This is a genomic window from Nocardioides rubriscoriae, from assembly GCF_008087085.1.
In the GTDB taxonomy this organism is placed as follows: Bacteria; Actinomycetota; Actinomycetes; order Propionibacteriales; family Nocardioidaceae; genus Nocardioides; species Nocardioides rubriscoriae.
In genome coordinates, this window is the sequence record NZ_VIYJ01000019.1 from 16,735 (window position 1) to 34,637 (window position 17,903).

Genomic DNA, 17,903 nt, shown 5'->3' on the forward strand with positions numbered 1-17,903 from the left:
GCGGATCAACGACCGGGGCCCGCGTGAGGTGACGGTCCCCCGGCACCGCACTAGACCGCTGCGCCCTCCCGTCCGACGCACCGGCCCGCTTCGAACTCGTCGTGGACGACGCTAGGTTGGGTCGAGCACACGGGATGGGGTCCGGGGCACGTCAGGCGAGGTGGGCAGACGCAGGCCGAGGAGGGAACCGCGGGTGGAGCACGGTGACCTGTACCGCCAGATCGTGCACTCCTCCACGGACGGGATCGTCGTCCTCGAGCTCGACGGCACGATCCGGTTCGCCAACGCGAGCGCCCACGCCCTGCTCCGCACCGACCGGCTCGCGGGCCGGCTCTTCGACGACTTCCTCGACGAGGCCGGCCGCCGCCACTCCGCCGAGCACCTGGCCCGCGCCGCGCGGGGCACCTTCCTCGACGACGAGGTCGACACGATGGTGGTGCGCGGCGACGGGGCAGCGCTGTGGGTCCGCCTGCGCCAGACCGGGCTGCAGGAGGACGGGTCGGTCACCGGGGTCATCCTCCGGCTGACCGACAACCACGAGACCAAGCAGCTGCTCGAGGCGGTCTACGAGAGCCGGCGGCACCTGGTGCGCGCCGAGCGCATCAGCCGCAGCGGCAGCTGGACCTGGGACGTCGCGGCCCAGACGGCCACGCACTCGGAGGGTCTCGAGGAGCTCTACGGCGAGCACGTCAGCGACCTGCTGGCCACCGACCGGGCGCGGCTGCTCGCGATGACCCACCCCGAGGACCACCAGCGGCTGCTCGGCGCGGTGCAGGGCCTGCTGAGCGGGGACCAGCCCCGCGCCGACCTCGAGCTGCGGCAGCGCGGGCGCAGCGGGTGGATGTGGGTGCGGCTGCGGGCCCTGGCCGTCTACGACGCCGCCGGCCGCCCCACCGAGGTGTCCGGCACCTACCAGGACATCACCCGCGCCCGCGACACCGAGGACCAGCTGCAGGACCTGGTGACCCAGAACTCCCTGATGCAGGCGGTGGCCACGGCGGCCAACGAGGCGACCACCCTCGAGGACGTCCTGCGCCAGATCGGGTCGACGGTCGTGCTCCACGACGACTGGGACCGCGCCCGGGCCTTCGTCCCGACCCCCGACGGACGGGGGCTCGTCCCCTACCTGGAGCAGGACGTCGAGGGGGGCCGGGCCGGCGACCACGCGGGCGACCCGACCGGCGATCCCGAGCTGGCGGAGGTCGAGGCCCTCGAGCTGGCGACGGCCCTGGAGTGCCTGCGCCTGGAGCGGTCGGTCTGGGACCCCGAGCGCCGGCTGACGATCGCGGCGCCGATCCGGCTGGGCGACCAGGTGCTGGCGGTCGTGACCATCACGTCGCTGCCCCCGCTCTACCGCCACGACATGATCCAGCAGATGGTCGACCAGGCCATGGCGCTGATCTCGCGGGTCGCCGAGCGCGAGGCCCTGACCCGCGAGCTCGCCGCGGCCCGCGACCGGGCGGTGGAGGCCTCGCAGCACAAGTCCGACTTCCTGGCCACGATGAGCCACGAGATCCGGACCCCGCTCAACGGCATCATCGGCCTCAACGAGCTGCTGAGCGCCACCACGCTCTCCGACCGCCAGCGCCACTTCGTCTCGGGGGTGTCGGTGTCGAGCCGGACCCTGCTCGACCTGCTCAACAACATCCTCGACTTCTCCAAGATCGAGGCCGGGCACCTCGAGGTCGAGACCGTCGACGTCGAGGTCCGCGAGGTGCTCGCCGAGGTGGGCGACATGCTCGCCGACGCCGCCCGCGAGCGCGACGTGGAGCTGCGGGTCTCGTGCAGCGCCGACGTGCCCGACGTCCTGTCCGGCGACCCGACCCGCCTCAAGCAGGTGCTGCTCAACCTGGGGTCCAACGCCCTGAAGTTCACCACCGCCGGGTCGGTGAGCATCCGCGCCACCGCCGACAACGAGTCCGGTGCCGGCACCGGCACGGCGGACGGCTGCCTGCTGCGCTTCGAGGTCCGCGACACCGGCATGGGCATCACCAGCGCCCAGCAGGAGCACATCTTCACGCCCTTCGCCCAGGCCGACAGCTCGACCACCCGACGATTCGGCGGCACGGGGCTGGGCCTGGCCATCTGTGCCGAGATCGTGGCCGCGTTCGGCGGCGAGATCGGGGTCGAGAGCGAGCCCGGGGCCGGCAGCACGTTCTGGTTCACCGCGCCGCTGGGTCCGGCCGCGGGCCGGTCGACCGACGAGGCCCGGGCGCTGGCGCGCCTCACGCTCGGCGGCTCCCGGATCCTGGTCGTCGAGGACGACCCGCACGACCAGGCGATCCTCGTGGAGCAGCTCGGGTGGTGGGACGTGCGGGCCACCGTGGCCACCGACTCGGCGCAGGCCGTGCGGCTGCTGCGCGGCGGGCCCGAGCCGGCGGCGTACGACGCGGTGCTGCTGAGCTCGGCGCTGCCCGAGCTGACCGACCTCCCCCTCGCCGACGCCGTGCGGGGGCTGGGCTACCCCAGCGACCTGCCGCTGATCGTCATGACCTCGTCGTACGTCGCCCCGGACGACGACCTACGGGCCGCGGGCGTCACCACCTGCCTGGTCCGGCCGGTGTCGTCGTCGGTGCTGCGCGACGCGCTCCTGGTCGCCCTGGCCCCCTCGGACGGTGCGACCGGCGCCGACGCGCACGTGCCGGCGTTCCACGGCGAGCCCCGCGGCCGGGTGCTCGTGGTGGAGGACAACGTGATCAACCAGCTCGTCGCGCGCGGGTTCCTCGAGGCGCTCGGCTTCACCGTCGTGACGGCCAACGACGGCCGGGCGGCGCTGGGCGTCCTGGAGCAGCAGGCCTTCGACGTCGTCCTGATGGACGTGCAGATGCCGGTGCTCGACGGCTACGCGACGACCCGGGCCCTGCGCGAGCGCGAGCCTGCCGACGGGCCCCGGCTGCCGGTGCTGGCGATGACGGCCGCGGCCATCAGCGGCGAGCGGGAGCGCTGCCTCGAGGCCGGGATGGACGACTTCCTCACCAAGCCCGTCTCGTTGACCGCGCTGCAGGTCGCCCTGGCTCGGTGGGTCCCGCACTCCGCGCCGCCGGTGCCGGCCCGCCCGGGCACGCGCGGGCCGGCCAGCCCCCACCTCGACCAGGACCGGTTCGTCGAGCTCCTCGAGCTCGGACCGGGGGCCGAGACCTACATCGAGCGGGCCATCGCCAACTTCCTGCGCCGCCGCGCCGAGGTCATCTCGGCCTGCACCCGAGCGGTGCAGCACGACGACGGCGACGCGTTGAGCGCTGCGGCCCACGCGCTCAAGGGCAGTGCCAGCAACCTCGGGCTCCCCGGGGTCACGGCGCTCGCCTCACGGCTCGACAGGCTGGGTCGCGAGCACACGACCGACGGGGCGATGCACCTCGTGGTCGACCTGGCGACCGCGCTCGCCGACGCCGGCGAGGCGCTCGAGGACTACCTGGCCTGGCTCCTGGCCTCGACCAGCAGGTCCTGAGCGCGTCCGGGTGCGCTCAGCCGACGAGGCGGTCGAAGGCCGGCACGACGCTCTCGCGCCACAGGGCCTCGCGGTACTCGCGGGAGAGCAGGATGTCGACGACGTGGCGGACGTCGTCGATGTCGAAGGTCTCGGGGGCGCCGTCGGCGCTGGGGGCGAGGTAGGTGACCGTGACCGACTCGCCGTCGTGGGCCAGGTGGTAGCGGGCCTCGAGGTGCTCGGTGATCTCGGGGAACACCTCGCACAGCGACGGCATGTCCCAGATCAGGCGGTGCGCGGCGAGGAAGTCGCGCAGGGTGTCGGCCGAGGCCGCGACGGGCTCGAGGGTGACGATCGCGGCCCACAGGCGCTCCAGCCCGGACAGGTCGGGGACGACGAAGGGCGTGGTCGCGGGGACGGCGTCGTGGTCGTTGCTCTCGAACATGGGGGGCTCCGGGGGGTGTGGGGGTCGCGCTGGGGGTGCGCGTCTGGTGGGACAACGACGCCGGGCCACCGGAGGTGACGCACGGGTCCTGCTGCGCTAGACCGCCCCACCGACCGGGGTCCGCACGTCGTCGTCGGCCGGCTCGCGGTCGTGGTGCTCGCGATCGTGGTCCTCGCTGTCCTGGGCCTGGCTGGCCCCCACCAGGAACAGCACCATCAGCCCGGCGACGGCGACGGCGACGACCAGGAGCCCCAGGGCCCACCACAGCGGGCTGTGCTCGTGACCGACGTAGGGGAAGCTCGGGGTCATGACCGCTCCTTCGGGGCGACGGCGTTGTCCACGAGCCTGTCGTCGCGCGAGGGCCCCGCAGTAGGGACCGACCTCCCGGGGCGACCGGGACCAAGAGCCCGTCTCGCTCAGCCCCGGACCAGGACCAGCTTGGTCGCCGGCTGCAGCCAGGCCTCCGCGGCGTCGTCGAACGACACCGTCGTCACCGGGACGACGAGGGGGTCGAAGACACCGGTGGCGACGAGGTCGAGGACCGCGGGCAGGTGGTGGCGCGAGTCGGCGCGCGAGGTGTGCAGCGTGAGTCCGCGGGAGTACATCTCCAGCAGCGGCACCGACGCCTCGCCGAACACGATGCCGAGCACCGACAGCACCCCGGCGTCCTCGGTGGAGCGGATGGCGCACACCAGGCCCTGAGCGTCGGCCGTGGTGTCGACGACCACCGGTGCCCGCTCGAACCGCCGGGGCCAGCCGGCGTCGAGGATCTCGACCCGGGCCCCCAGCCGCTCGGCGTCCGCGCACCGGCCGGCGTCGTGGTCGGCGTAGCGCACCGAGCCCGCGCCGAGCGTGCGCGCCCACGCCACGGCGTACAGCCCGATGGAGGGAGCGGCCCCACCGAGCACCAGCACGTCGGCGCCGGGTCGCTCGGCCAGGTGGGGCGCGACGGCGCGGTAGGCGTCGAGCGCGTTGTCGGGCAGGGTCGCGAGCGCCACGTCGCCCACCGCGGCAGGAGCCGGGACCAAGAGGTGGTCGGCGTGCGGGACGACGAGCGCGTCGGCGACCGCTCCCCCGTGGCCACCGCCGCGCTCCCCGAAGCCGTACGCCGCCCCGGCCGGTGCCCGGTAGGTCGTGCAGGCGACGGTGCGCCCGGCCCGGCACGCGACGCAGGTGCCGCAGGAGACCTGGAACGGCACGCTGACGCGGGTGCCGACGGCCAGGTCGACGTCGGCGCCGACCTCGACGACCTCGCCGACCAGCTCGTGGCCGACGGCGTAGGGGCCGGGGAACAGACCGAAGGCCGCCATGGCGCTGTCGAGGTCGCAGCGCGCCACGGCCAAGGGCCGCACCAGCGCGCCGTGGCCGGGCGGGGCGACGTCGGGCAGGTCCTGCCACGCGAGGTCGCCGGGTCCGGTGTGGACGAGCGCGCGCACGTCAGCGACCGGCCCGCAGCGCGGCGAACTCGGCGTGGCCCAGCGCGACCCCGCCGACGCCCCAGCCGCCCTCGGCGGCCTCGGTCAGCAGCACCCACGTGCGTCCCGCCTGCGCGGGGTCGCCGACAGCGTCGGCCACCGCAGTCGTCGCCGCCGAGACGAGCTCGCGCTGGCCGTCGCGGTCGAGCGCACCGGGGGGCGTGGTGACCTGCACCCGCACGACCGTGGCGGCGGGCTCGCCGGCGGTGCCGACCGCCGCCGGGGGCAGCTCGTGCAGGAAGACACCGGTGTGGTCGGTGAACGGCGGGGCGAGCGGGGCGCGCTCGGCACGCAGGAGCGCCTCGCCCAGCCGGCGGCGCAGGGTGTCGTGGGTCGCAGCGGGCAGCAGACCGGCTGGGGCGGTCACGTCGATCATGGGCATGGTGTCCTCCTGCTTATGACGAGTGTCATAGCGACTATGATGGGTGGCATAGTCCGACGTCAAGGAGATCTCGTGAGCACCCCGTCACCCCGCGAGCAGATGACCCTGGGAGCAGCCCAGCTGCTCTCCCGCGCCGGGCTGGCCGAGGCCTCGTTCCGCAACGTGGTGGCGCTGACCGGAGCGCCGCGCGGCTCGATCTACCACCACTTCCCCGGCGGGAAGGACGAGATGGTGGCCGAGGCGATGCGCACCGTCGGCGTCCGCGTCGTCGGCGCGCTGCAGCGCGCCGAGGTCGAGGCGCCCGTCGACGTCCTGGCCGTCCTCGCCGGGCTCTTCCGCCGGGTGCTGGTCGACTCGGCGTGCGACGCCGGGTGCGCCGTCGCCGCGGTCGCCGGCTCCGACGCCGCCGGACCGCTGGCGTCGCAGGCCGCGACGGAGGTCTTCACGAGCTGGGTCTCGGCGCTGACGGCCTGCTTCGAGAGCGCGGGCGTCGACCCGGCGCGCAGCGCGGGGCTCGCCACCCTGACCCTGGCCACCGTTGAAGGCGCCCTGGTCACCGCCCGGGCCGCCGGCGAGGTGGCGCCGTACGACCTCGCCGTCGACGAGCTGAGCCGGTTGCTCGGCGGGGCCGCCGACGCACGCGCGACGTCAGGGCGCGAGGACTGACGGCAGCGTGGCGTAGCCGCGCAGGATGCGGGTGGTGCGCCGCCGGCTGCCCGGCTCGAGGCGCAGGTCGGGGAAGCGGTCGACGAGGGTGCGCAGGCCGACCTCGCCCTCCATCCGGGCCAGGGCCGCGCCCAGGCAGTAGTGCCGGCCCGACGAGAACGACACGTGCTCGCCGGCGTTGGGGCGGGCGACGTCGAAGACGTGCGGGTCGACGAACACGTCGGGGTCGCGGTTGGCGCCGGCCAGCAGCGTGGTCACCATCGCGCCGCGCGGGACGGTGACGCCGGCGATCTCGGTGTCGCGGCTGGCCATTCGTCCGGTCAGGAGCACCGGCGGGTCGTGGCGCAGGACCTCGTCGACAGCGTTGGGCCACAGCGCGGGCTGCTCGCGCAGCGCAGCGAGCTGGTCGGGGTGGTCGTGGAGCAGCCGGATGCCGTTGCCGAGCAGGTTGACGGTCGTCTCGAAGCCGGCGGCGAGCACGAGCCCGGCGGTGGCCTTGAGCTCGGCGTCGTCGAGCACGGCGCCGTCGTCGTCGCGCGCGGTGACCAGCTGGCTGAACAGGTCGTCGCCCGGGTGGCGGCGTACGTGCGCGAGGTGCTCGTCGAGCCAGTCCTCGAACTCGACGAGCGACCTCTCCACGTCGCGGAACACGCCCCACGACAGCCCCAGATCGAGGGACGGCGCCGCGCCGGTGCCGAACCGGAGCACCCGGTGGTGGTCGCGCTGGGGCACGCCGAGGATCTCCGCGATCACGGTGACGGGCAGCTGCGCGCAGTACGTCGTCACGAGGTCGACCGGCTGCGTCGGATCGAGCCCGTCGAGCAGCCCGTCGGCGATCTCCTGCGTGCGCTCGCGCAGCCGCTGGACGGCGCGGACCGAGAAGACCCGGGTCACGAGCTTGCGGTAGCGCGTGTGGTCGGGCGGCTCGGTGACCAGCAGCGACGGCGGGGTCAGGGGTCCGATCGGGGCCGACCGGAAGGCCCAGGCGCTGACCTTCGACAGCGGGCCGCCCGGGCCGAAGTCGACGCCGGTGCGCATGTCGGGACTGGTCAGTACCTCCTTGACGACCGGCTGCGACGCCGTCACGAACGCGAACTTCGCGCGGTGCAGCGGGCCCGCGGCCCGGATCTGCTCGAACAGCTCGAGCGTCTCCTCGGTGTCGGTGGCCTCGACGAGCCGGCCGTGCAGGTCGCCCCGCTTGGCCGAGCCCCGGATGGCGGTGCGGGGCAGGGCGTGGCCCAGGCCCCACCGCAGCGAGCCCGCGACCTTCTGCTCGACGTCCTGCCGGATCCTCACGGTGCCCCTCAATACTGATCGGTATCGAATACTCAGGAGTATCGTAGCCAGCGATGTCAACCGACCCCGTCTCCCGCTCAGCGAGACCCTCCCGCCCCTCTCGCGACGAGGTGCGCCGCGCCCTGCTCGACGCAGCCGCCCAGGTGTTCGCCCGCCGCGGGATCGATGCCGCCAGCCTCGACGACGTCGCCGCGGCCGCCGGGTTCACCAAGGGCGCGGTCTACTCCAACTTCGGCAGCAAGGACGGCCTGGTCGCCGCGCTGGTCGACGACAAGGTCACCGCCTACCTCGACACCGGGCTGGAGGCCGTGAGCGACGCGGCCACCCCCCTGGTCGAGCGCGCGCAGACCCTCGGCGACCAGCTGACCCTCGCCTTCGACCGCCAGCGCGACTGGACCCTGCTGTTCCTCGAGCTCTGGCAGCGCGCCGTACGCAGCGGTCGCACCGACGGAGCGTTCCTCGACCGCCGGCGTGAGCTGCACGCCGCGGTCACCACCGCCATCACCGACCACTTCAGCCAGGCCGGCGCACCCCTGCCCCTGCCGCCCGCGGAGCTCGCCACCGTCCTGCTCGCCCTGAGCAACGGCCTGGCCATCGAGCGGCACGCCGACCCCGCCTCCGTGCCCGACCAGCTGCTCGGCCGGGTGCTGACGCTGGTCATGGGGGGCGGGGCCAACGACGTACGCGCAGCGGGGCCGAGACGCGGGTCCTGACCACGCTCGCTCCGTTGTCCACTAAACTGATTGACGTGACTCGCACGCTCGACATTGGGCCGCTGCGCAGCTTCGTCGCCGTGGCCGACTGCGGCGGCTTCCAGCGGGCCGCCGAGGTGCTGCACCTCAGCCAAGGCGGCGTGAGCCAGCACGTGCGGCGGCTCGAGGCGGCGGTCGGCAGGCCGCTGGTCGAGCGCCACGGCCGCGGGTCGCGGTTCACCGCCGACGGGCAGCGCCTGCTCGAGGCGGCCCGGCGCCTCCTCGAGCTGCACGACCAGACGCTGCGCGAGCTGGGCGCCGCCCGGCTGGAGGTCACGATCGGCTCGACCGAGCACGCCGCCGCCCGGCTGCTGCCCGCACTGTCGGCCAGGCTCGGCGCCGAGGGACCCACGACCTTCCGCTACCGCATCGACCGAGGCTCGCGGCTGCGCGAGGGGCTCGCGACCGGCAAGGTCGACCTCGCGCTGCTCCTCAACGCCACCGACCACCCCGGGTCGATCGAGGTCGGTCGGCTCGACCTGCACTGGTACGCCGCCCCCGACTGGCGACGTCCCGACGACCGCCAGCCGGTGCCGCTGGTCGGCTTCACGAGTCCCTGCGAGCTGCGCAAGCGAGCGCTGGAGACCCTCGAGCGCCACGGCCTCGCCGCCACCGTGGGCACCGAGGCCACGCAGCTGGCCGGCGTCCAGGCCGCCGTCGCCGCCGGTCTCGGCGTTGCCCTGATGGCGCTCGACGAGCCGCCACCGGGGCTCGCGCCCGTCACGTCGCTACCCGTCGCCGATCCCCTCGCCCTGCACGTCTGCCCGCGCCCCGACCTCGACCCCGACGTCGTACGCGTGGCCGTGGACGCCGTGCGCGAGGTCCTCGCCTCGCCGCGGCTCGCGCTGGCCCGCTGAGCGCACGTCGTACGGCCGGCACGGAGGTTCCGGTCGGGCCGCCGGCGCCGTAGCGTGGCGGCGTGTCTTCGTCACCCGACTCCGAGGACGTCGGCGTCCTGTACCGCTCGGTCCGCCTCCGCCTGTCGGCACTGCTGCGGCAGGAGGACGAGCGCGACCCGCGGATGTGGGACGAGGACGTGCGCGCGTGTCCCGGTTGGAGCGTTCACGGAGTCCTGGCGCACCTGGTGGGCAACCTCGAGGACGGGCGCGCCGGTCGTCTCACCGGGCCTCCCGGGCCCGAGGCCACCGGGGCCCAGCTCGATCGCCACCGTGGCGACACCGGTCCCGAGCTCCTCGACCTGTGGGACCTGTACGGCCCGGTCGCCGAGGCGTCGTTCACGCAGAGCCCCGGCCGCTGGCCGCCGTTCCTCGACGCCCTGTCGCACGAGCACGACGTGCGCACCGCGCTCGGGCTGCCGGGCGCGCGTGACCATCGAGACGTCGAGGTGGCGGCGCGGGTGCTGGTCGGACCGTGGTCGGTCAGCGACGCGAGCACGGCTCCCGGCGCGCTGATCCTCCAGTTCGCGCAGGACGGAGCCGACGCGCCCGGACTCGAGGTCGACTGCTTCACCTGGCTACGGGTGCGCATGGGGCGGCGCACACCCGAGGAGATCCGCACCCTGGGGTGGCGCGGCACCCCGTCGGCGGAGCTGATGAGCCGCCTGCCGGTGTTCGGTCCCACCGCACACTCGCTGGGCGAGTAGCAGGCGGTGGGCCTCACGACCGCGCTGCGGTCGGCCGGAACCGGGCGACGAAGACGCGGTGGTCCCGGTCGAGCCGTTCTGGACGCACCTCGAGCGACACCAGCACCTCCGCACCGTCACGGTGCACCATGGGCACGGCGAGGGGTACGCCGAGGAGGGTGTCACGGCCGTTGGTCGCGTTGAGCGTGATGCCGGCGATGTGGGCCTGGTGGTAGCGGCCGGGGATGACGGCGATGACCCGACGTCCGAGGAGCTCGTCGCGATGGGCGTAGCCCAGCACCCGGAGGGCCGACGGTGAGACCGCGACGATGACGCTGGCCTCGTCGGTGGCGAGCAACGACTCCTCCGTGGCCGCCAGTGCGGCGTAGGTGGCGGTCAGCAGGGCCTGGTCGGCGACGGTCTCGCGCGTGTCGGTCCTGGCGACCCACGCGACGGACGTCGGGTCGCCGCCCGCCTGGCGGGCGATCTCGCCGCACAGCCACAGACGCATCTCCTCGATCTCCGGCTGGGTCGGCGGGCCCAGGAGGTGGCCGGCCCGCGCCGCGTCGAGGGCCCGGCGCAGCAGGTCGTCGAGGGTCACGAAGTCCGACAGGGACCCCGCCGGCACCTGCAGGACCACGGCCTCGGAGGTCACGCTCGGCTCCATGGCGTCGACCATGAGCACGTCGCGGTCGTCGCTCAGCACCGGCGCCGGCACCTGGTCGCGCAGCAGGCTCAGTGCCTTGCTGGCCTCGGCGTGACGGTCGAGGATCGTCACGTCGTCGTCCAGCACGTAGAGGAGGTACTCGCGCAGCAACGCAGCGGCGTGCTCCTGCCACGCCCAGTGCATCAGCAGGGGGACCGCCACGAGCGTCACGGTGTGGACCGCTGCCGGTGGGGCGTGGCCCGCCCCGGACGGGGCGTCGGCGTCGGCCTCCCAGCCGGGCACGTCCCCGACCTCGAACCAGACCACCTTGCCGGCGCCTCGACGATGAGCGCCCCAACGCCGGGTCACCTCGTCGACCAGCTGCAGGCCGCGCCCTGTCGTCGCCGCCTCGGCGTAGTGCCGACGAGCAGGCAGGCGCGTCGCGCCGTCCTCGACCTCGACGCGCGTCCCGTCCGCCGTGGCCCACACCAGCACCGTCACGTCGGTGCCGGCGTGGACGAACGCGTTGGTCACCACCTCCGACAGCGCCAGGACGACCGCGTCGAGGTGCTCGTGGCCGCCGGCGTCCTGGACCACGTCGCGCACCCGGCGACGGGCCTCACCGACGCTGCGGGCGTCGGACCGCAAGACGATGACGACCGGCTCAGGCACCCGAACGCCTCAGGTCACGACGTGTCACAGAACGACTCACCCTCACCACCTGCTGCAGGGAGGTGGACGCCAGCCGGCCCCCGTCGGGCCCACCGGATCGTAGCCCCGGCCACGGTCGCGACGGGGAGGACGCACGGTCGTGGACACGACCCGGACGGTCGGGCTAGCCGCCGCCGGCCTCGACCTCCTGCAGCAGCGCCTCGAGCTTGTGGCGGGTGGTGGTGATCGGGAGCGTCCTGCCGAGCGTCCACGCCCGGGAGGCCGCCGCCTCCCCGAGCGCGTCCCGGCACGCCGCGAGACGTTCGTTGAAGTCGACCTCGATCGGCTCGTCCGTCCCGGACGGCGAGGCCGACGCCGTCTGCGCCGCTGCGAAGACCTGCACGGCGAGCGCCGACCTCCCCAGCACGGCGGCCAGGCATCCTCCCGCACGCAGCCACTGCGCCAGGGCGAACGACTGACCGGTCCGGTCCACCAGCTCGCGCGCGTGGGCGAGGTGTCGCGCCGCAGCCACCGGATCGCCCAGCACGACCGCTGCGCGCGCCAGGGTGATGTGGGCGTCCCGGGCCTCGAGGAGCAGGACTCCCCCGGCGATGCCCACGGACTCCTCCGCATACGCGGTGGCCAGCTCGCCGTCGGCGTCGTCCAGCGCGATCTCGGCCAGCGTGTTCAGCGTGTCGGCCACCCGGGCCACGTCGCCACGCTCCGTCACGGCGCGCAGACGCTGCTCGTAGTAGACCTTCTCCTGCTCGAGGTCACCGCTGAGGGCCGAGGCGATGGCCAGCGCCGAGAGGGCGAACACCGAGACCGCGTAGAGCCCGAGCGACTCCCCCTCGTCCAGCGCCTGCGCGGCCAGTGCTCTGCCTTCGTCCCCGGACCCGGTGACCAGCAGGGCGGCACCGAGGTAGGCCCGGGCGGAGACCCGGGTCGCGGGCCGGCCACCGCTGCACGCCAGCGCCGCTCGCGCGGCCTCGATGGACGCCTCGAAACGGGTGAGGTGGTAGTCGAGCTTCGCCGCGGCCAGCTTCGCCGCGGCCCGATCGCTCTGCGCGAGGTCCAGGTCGAGCAGCGCCGCCGTGCGCCGCCGGCCCTCGGTCATCCGCCCGGAGGCGATCCAGAGCTCGGTCGAGTGCTCGACCAGCTCGGTCGCGAGGTCCCCACGTTGCGTCCGCACCGCCCACTCGAGCAGCGCGTCGAGGTCGGCCGCGGTGTCGTCGAAGCGGCCGATGACCGTCGCGCCATCGGGTCCGTCGACCTGCGACCCCCAGCCCCGCACCCGGCCGAGCAGGTGCTGGCCCAGGGCCGCCCGGAGGGCGTCGGACTCCGCCGGGTCCAGCCGGCCGCGGGCGAACGCACGGACGGTGCCGGCCACCGCGAAGCGGATCTCGACCCGCGCCGCCACGTTGCGGACGAGCCGGGCCTCCACCAGCTCGGCCAGGGCGTCGAGCACGTCGGGGACGTCGCCGCAGATCGCCTCGACGGCCTCGACGGTGAAGCCGCGCTCGAAGATCGCCAGGCGGCCGAGCACGCTGCGAGCAGCGTCGCCCAGCCGGTCGTAGCTCCAGGCGATGGTCGCCGTGAGGGTCTGCTGCCGTTCGGGGACGTCGACGTTGCGCGTGGCCAGGAGGGCGAGGTCGTGGTCGAGCGCCGCCCGGATCTTGGCCGGCGGGAGGAGCCGCACCTGGGCGGCCGCGAGCTCGATGGCCAGTGGGAAGCCGTCGAGGAACCGGCACAGGTCGGCGACGTCGGCGAGGTGGGCCGCCCCGTCGAAGCCGGGCGACGCGGCCTCGGCGCGCTCGAGGAACATCTGCACGGAGGGGCTCGTCGCCGTCTCGTCGGCGGACGCCGCCTGCCCCGGCACGTCCAGGGGCGGTACGGCGATGTCGTGCTCCGCCCTGATCCGCATCGGGACCCGGCTCGTCGCCAGGACGGTCACGTCGCGGGTACGGGCGACCAGGTCGCTGACCAGGCTGCCCGGGCTCGCCAGCGACTCGAGGTTGTCCAGCACGATCAGGCCCGGGCCCTCGAAGTCGGTCAGGGCGTCGGCGTCGTCGGTCCCGGTCAGGGCGAGCGACGCCTCGGTGACCAGCTGCGCAGGCTCGGTGCGCTCGGTCACCGGGAGGTAGACCACGGCGCCGGCGACCGCCTCGGCCACGTCGTTCGCCACCAGTGCCGCGACCCGCGACTTCCCCGACCCGCCGGGGCCGGTCAGGCACACGTGACGGACGTCGGGGCGGCGCAGGAGGGTGACCACCTCGGCGACCAGCTGGTCGCGCCCGAACGTCGGGGTCGCCGGCACCGGCACCCGGGTCCGGGCCCGGGAGGCGACCGGGGCGGTCCGACCGGGTTGCGGGGCGCTGATCGCCGGATCCTGGCGCAGGATCGCGAGCTCGAGCGCCTGCAGGGCCGACCCGGGGTCGATGCCCAGCTCGTCGGCGAGCTGGTCTCGCGCACGGGAGTACGCCGCCAGGGCCTCACCCTGGCGTTCGCTGCGGTAGAGCGCCGTCATGAGCTGGCCCCAGAACCGCTCGCGCATGGGGTGATCGTCGACCGCCCGGGCGAGCGGGTCCACGACGGCGGCGTGCTCACCCAGGGCCAGGCGGACGTCGTAGGCGTCCTCCTGCGCCGACAGGCGCAGCTCGTCGAGGCGTACCGCCTCGGCCTGGGCGAACGGGGCGCTGAGCACGTCGGCCAGCGCCGGGCCGCGCCAGAGTCGCTCAGCCTCCTCCAGTCGGTCGCGGGCATCGCCCATCCGGCCCGCCGTGCGCGCCTCTCGCGCCTGGCGGTGCAGGTCGAGGAACCGGGCGACGTCCGTGGCCCCGGGTCCTACCGTGAGGCGGTAGCCCGGGGCGTCGCGGCTCACCAGCTCCTGGCCGGTCGCCCCACGCAGGGTCTTGCGCAGTCCGTGGATGAAGACCTGCAGGGCCGCGAGCGGGTTGTTGGGCGGGGCCTCGGCCCACAGCCCGTCGACCAGCCTGTCGGTGGACACCACCTCGCCGGCGGCGAGCGCGAGCATCGCCAGGACAGCCCGCTGACGCGGCGGTCCCAGCGCGACGATGCCGTCCGGCGTGGCGACCTCGATCGGGCCGAGGAGCCGGATCTCCATGGCGTGGAGGGTAGCGCAACCGCCGGGACGCCCCCGGGGACGAGAAGCGCGGAAGACCGTCGGACGCCCCGGCCGATCGTTAGCCTCGGGGGGTGACCCCGCTGCGCCTCCGGCCCCGCACCGTCCCGCTGGCGGCGCTCGCCCTGATCTCCTCGCTCCTGGTGGCGGCGCAGCTCCCCGCGAGCGCCCCCGCGCAGGCCGCCGGATCCTTCTGCCGTGCACTGCCGGGACTGACGGCCAACGTCTGGCAGGGCGCGGGCGTCGGGCCCGGAACCTCCGACGCGTGGGCCGAGGACGCCAACTGGTCGACGGGCACCTCCCCGATGACCGGCGACAAGTACGTCTGCATCCCCGCCGGCGGCACGCCCTTCATCACCGGCGACACCTCCGAGGTCTACTCGATCGCCACGATGGACATCGCCTCGGGCGCCCGGCTCAGGATCGGGCTGGGGGCGAAGGTCGTGGTGTTCGGCGACCAGGCCAGCCAGCCCTCGACCGTGCGTGGTCGCCTCGAGGTCCTCGGGGCTGGCTTCGGCGGCGACGCCCGGCTCGACGTCCTCGGCTCGGTGTCGATCAGGAACCTCGGCCCGGGCAAGGCGGCGTCCTTGTTCACCCGGCTGTGCCGCTACTACCCGGTGCCGCCGTACCCCTATCCGTCGTACCCGGGCGAGGAGCCTTGCTTCGGCCCGGACGGTCCCGATGCCGGGACCAGCCCCGACCCGATGCCGGTGACCGGCACCCGCGGCCTCCTGACCGTGGCCGACTCAGGGGTGGTCGACGTCGAGGGAGGCGGCGTCAACCTCGGGGACCAGTACCAGCTCGTCGTCCGTGGTCTGCTGCGCTTTCGTGACCGCGGCTTCCTGGCCGCCGACCACGGCGCGTCCCTCGAGCTCCGTCCGCGCCAGCTCCCTTCGTCCCGGACCGGGACGCTGCGCATCGAGTCCGACGGGGGCGTGTACGAGGGCTTCATCGAACGCGACACCGGGATCGCGGGCCTGGCCACGGTGGTCAACGACGGGCTGATCGAGAAGACGGGTGGGGGTGGTCTCGCGACCATCAACGCCGACTACTCGCAGACCGCAGCCGGTCGGATCGCGGTCACGGACGGCACGTTGCTGCTGCCGGAAGGCCCGGCCCGCGCAGCGTCGGTCGGACCGGGGGACAGCTACGGCACGGGCCGGTGCTTCGACCCGACCGTGCCCCGGTGCCAGGCCTCGACCTTCGACGCCGACCGTCAGAACGCCAGGCTCCGGGTGCCCCGACGCGACCCGTCGGGGGCGGCAGTCCGGGTCCGCGAGCTCGCGGAGCAGCCCGGCCTGAGGAGCCTGGGCGCTCCCTTCCTCGCCCATGCCGACCACCTGCGAGCCACCCGCACCGACCCGGCCATCCTGACGTTCCGGATCGACGAGCGCCTGCTCGCAGGGCGTGGCTGGAAGTCGGTCGACGTCCTGCGCAAGGCGAACGGCTCGACGTCGTACGTGCCCGTCGTCCGCTGCCTGTCAGACGGCAGGCCCCCCGTGGGCTCGTCGGCCTGCGTCGACCGCCGCGGGCTCGCCTCGAGCAGTCACAACGTGCGGGACGGCGACTTCGGGGGCACCAGGCCCGACGTCGTCATGGTCGTGCGCACCACTGCGACGTCACGCTGGATCTGCCGCTAAGTCGACGCTAAGCCGACGCTAAGTGCGCGTTGCGAAGGTTCCTTCATCGGCCCACAAGGGCCCCGATCGAAGGAGCAGGACATGAACACCAACGCCACGAACACCCGCACCGCCACCGCCACCGCCACCGCCTCCCGCCCCACCCTGCGCCGCTTCCTCCTCGCAGGACTGGCTCCGCTGCTGACGGTCCTGGCGATCCTCGGGATGGCCGGCCAGGCCGACGCCGCGTCGTACAGCTACGGCGGCAAGGTGAGCATCAACAGCTACTACGGTGCCGCCAGCGGCGACGCCACCATCTCCGGCTCGCAGACGAGCTTCTACGTCGGAGCCAACCTCAGGGACGTCCGCAACGACAACTACTGCGCCACCCTGCAGATGCGTGGGCTGACCAACGGCTCGGCCAGCGCCTGGATCACCGTCGGCTTCAACTGCGACACGAACGTCTCGAAGTTCGTCTGGGCATCGCGCAACACCTCTGGCTGGGCCGTCGACGGAATCCAGGTGCGGGCCTGCCAGAGCAACCGCTACGGAACCGTCGTCGCAACCTGCTCCGCGGCCGTCAACGCCACCAACTGGCAGGTCTACTACGGCTGAGCATGTGGCTCCACACGCCGACGGCGCCACCCCGACCCGGGGTGGCGCCGTCGGCGTCTGTTCTGATGAGCGCACTAACAACCCGGGGTCAGCACACTGATCTGGGGCTTCGGTGTCTTGTGCGCCAAGGCAGCCACCCGCAGGCTCGATACCGGACTGTCGGCGGGAGCCCGTACCGTCTGGTTTAGGTCAAGAGTCCCGCCCGCACGCCTCCAGACGTGGGCGGACGGCAACCGCGTCACCCGACACGGTGCCTTCTGGAGAAGACCCGGCCCCAGGCGACCGCCTGGGTCAAGACGGGTGACGCCTCGGCGTCGGCCCCTCCACGGGAGCGTCCACATGTCATTAACCACCAAGTCCCTCACTCCCTGCACCGGTCCCCACTGCGGCAGCTACCGGGCCGGGCACCAGATCCACTTCATCCACGCCAACCACGTCGGCCGCACCCCCTGGGGATGGCGCGACGCCGTCGTCACCGCCATCACCGGTCTCACCGTCCACCTCGCCTACGTTGACCACGACTCCGCCCTCGAGGTCTGGCACCACCAGCCCCTCGCCGACACGCTCGCCGTGGGCGACCCCGTGCGACTGCACGAGCAGTACTACGTCCTCGATACACCCAGCGGCTGGCACTGCGTCCGGGTCCTCGACGGCGGCCTGGGCGACGTACCGACCCCCGAGCAACCAGCCCTGTGGGCCCCCGAGACCACCAACCCGATCGTCGACCTGGCCACCGGCGTCGCGATCACTGAATTGCCCCGGGTCTGGTGGAGGCTCTGGTCTGCCCCGGGTTCCACGCAGTCGAGATTGCTTGGATCTCATGCCACGGTGATGATGCGGTTGCGTTCGAACTCTATCGGCGAGAGCCATCCGAGTTTGCTGTGACGGCGTTTGCGGTTATGCCAGATCTCGAGGTACTCGAAAATCGCGTTGGCCAGCTCGAGGCGGGTGCCCCACTTCTTGCGGTCCAGGAGTTCGACCTGCATGCGCGACCAGAATGACTCGATCATCGAGTTGTCGTAGCAGTCGCCGATGCTGCCCATCGAGGCGAGCAGACCGGAGTCCTTGGCGCGCTTGGTGAACGCCCAGGACCCGAATTGGACGCCCTGGTCGGAGTGGATGATCGTGCCTGGCTCAGCGTGCTTGTCGAGCCGGCTGTCGATGGCCATACCGAGCGCGTTGGTCACCAGCGCACCGGTGGGCGA

16 protein-coding genes and 1 riboswitch are annotated in these 17,903 nt (G+C 73.6%); of the genes, 8 read left to right on the forward strand and 8 right to left on the reverse strand.

The genetic code is table 11. From position 1 onward, the window contains the following. Positions 1-193 precede the first annotated feature (193 nt). A complete protein-coding gene (locus FZC61_RS22560) occupies positions 194-3,448 on the forward strand; it encodes a PAS domain-containing hybrid sensor histidine kinase/response regulator (protein ID WP_211357407.1) in 3,255 nt (1,084 codons plus the stop codon). Positions 3,449-3,464: 16 nt separating this feature from the next. Here FZC61_RS22560 and FZC61_RS22565 read toward each other — a convergent pair whose 3' ends face one another. From FZC61_RS22565 to FZC61_RS22580, 4 genes are all read right to left on the reverse strand, one after another. Continuing rightward, positions 3,465-3,872 carry a hypothetical protein gene (locus FZC61_RS22565; protein ID WP_148616521.1) on the reverse strand — a complete coding sequence of 136 codons (408 nt, stop codon included), beginning with the start codon at positions 3,870-3,872 and terminating at the stop codon, positions 3,465-3,467. Positions 3,873-3,968: 96 nt separating this feature from the next. Beyond that, a complete protein-coding gene (locus FZC61_RS22570) occupies positions 3,969-4,181 on the reverse strand; it encodes a hypothetical protein (RefSeq protein ID WP_148616522.1) in 213 nt (70 codons plus the stop codon). 107 nt (positions 4,182-4,288) lie between these two features. Next, a complete protein-coding gene (locus FZC61_RS22575) occupies positions 4,289-5,308 on the reverse strand; it encodes a zinc-dependent alcohol dehydrogenase (protein WP_148616523.1) in 1,020 nt (339 codons plus the stop codon). Position 5,309: 1 nt separating this feature from the next. Further along, complete coding sequence (locus FZC61_RS22580; protein ID WP_148616524.1) at positions 5,310-5,729, reverse strand: tautomerase family protein; 420 nt, start codon at positions 5,727-5,729, stop codon at positions 5,310-5,312. A 72-nt stretch (positions 5,730-5,801) separates the two neighbouring features. Between FZC61_RS22580 and FZC61_RS22585 the strand changes: the two genes are divergently transcribed. Next, positions 5,802-6,395 carry a TetR/AcrR family transcriptional regulator gene (locus FZC61_RS22585; RefSeq protein ID WP_170286242.1) on the forward strand — a complete coding sequence of 198 codons (594 nt, stop codon included), beginning with the start codon at positions 5,802-5,804 and terminating at the stop codon, positions 6,393-6,395. On the opposite strand, the gene FZC61_RS22590 is transcribed toward FZC61_RS22585, so the two are convergent. After that, a complete protein-coding gene (locus FZC61_RS22590) occupies positions 6,378-7,691 on the reverse strand; it encodes a cytochrome P450 (protein ID WP_246142858.1) in 1,314 nt (437 codons plus the stop codon). The genes FZC61_RS22585 and FZC61_RS22590 overlap by 18 nt on opposite strands. 53 nt (positions 7,692-7,744) lie before the next feature. Between FZC61_RS22590 and FZC61_RS22595 the strand changes: the two genes are divergently transcribed. The 3 genes from FZC61_RS22595 to FZC61_RS22605 all read left to right on the forward strand — a co-directional run bounded on the left by FZC61_RS22595 (position 7,745) and on the right by FZC61_RS22605 (position 10,046). Further along, positions 7,745-8,404 carry a TetR/AcrR family transcriptional regulator gene (locus tag FZC61_RS22595; protein WP_148616526.1) on the forward strand — a complete coding sequence of 220 codons (660 nt, stop codon included), beginning with the start codon at positions 7,745-7,747 and terminating at the stop codon, positions 8,402-8,404. Between the two features lie 35 nt (positions 8,405-8,439). Further along, positions 8,440-9,300 carry a LysR family transcriptional regulator gene (locus FZC61_RS22600; protein ID WP_148616527.1) on the forward strand — a complete coding sequence of 287 codons (861 nt, stop codon included), beginning with the start codon at positions 8,440-8,442 and terminating at the stop codon, positions 9,298-9,300. A 62-nt stretch (positions 9,301-9,362) separates the two neighbouring features. Further along, positions 9,363-10,046 carry a maleylpyruvate isomerase N-terminal domain-containing protein gene (locus FZC61_RS22605; RefSeq protein WP_148616528.1) on the forward strand — a complete coding sequence of 228 codons (684 nt, stop codon included), beginning with the start codon at positions 9,363-9,365 and terminating at the stop codon, positions 10,044-10,046. Between the two features lie 13 nt (positions 10,047-10,059). Here FZC61_RS22605 and FZC61_RS22610 read toward each other — a convergent pair whose 3' ends face one another. Together FZC61_RS22610 and FZC61_RS22615 are read right to left on the reverse strand one after the other, a co-directional pair. Next, entirely contained in the window at positions 10,060-11,343 is a 1,284-nt protein-coding gene (locus FZC61_RS22610) for an ATP-binding protein (RefSeq protein WP_148616529.1), read from the reverse strand. Between the two features lie 163 nt (positions 11,344-11,506). Then, on the reverse strand, positions 11,507-14,446 hold the full coding sequence (locus tag FZC61_RS22615; protein ID WP_148616530.1) for an AfsR/SARP family transcriptional regulator: 2,940 nt from the start codon (positions 14,444-14,446) through the stop codon (positions 11,507-11,509). Positions 14,447-14,538: 92 nt separating this feature from the next. On the opposite strand from FZC61_RS22615, the gene FZC61_RS22620 reads away from it, so the two are divergent. The 3 genes from FZC61_RS22620 (at position 14,539) to FZC61_RS22630 (ending at position 17,583) form a co-directional block, all read left to right on the forward strand. Beyond that, positions 14,539-16,104 carry a hypothetical protein gene (locus FZC61_RS22620; protein ID WP_148616531.1) on the forward strand — a complete coding sequence of 522 codons (1,566 nt, stop codon included), beginning with the start codon at positions 14,539-14,541 and terminating at the stop codon, positions 16,102-16,104. Between the two features lie 81 nt (positions 16,105-16,185). Further along, entirely contained in the window at positions 16,186-16,698 is a 513-nt protein-coding gene (locus FZC61_RS22625) for a hypothetical protein (RefSeq protein WP_148616532.1), read from the forward strand. Positions 16,699-16,885: 187 nt separating this feature from the next. Beyond that, positions 16,886-17,002, forward strand: a riboswitch (SAM riboswitch). 35 nt (positions 17,003-17,037) lie between these two features. Next, positions 17,038-17,583: a hypothetical protein gene (locus tag FZC61_RS22630; protein WP_148616533.1), complete on the forward strand. Its 546-nt coding sequence runs from the start codon at positions 17,038-17,040 to the stop codon at positions 17,581-17,583. Here the strand turns inward: FZC61_RS22630 and FZC61_RS22635 are convergent. Then, positions 17,517-17,903 (reverse strand): integrase core domain-containing protein (locus FZC61_RS22635; RefSeq protein ID WP_211357409.1); only part of this gene is annotated, 387 nt, incomplete at its 5' end. The genes FZC61_RS22630 and FZC61_RS22635 overlap by 67 nt on opposite strands.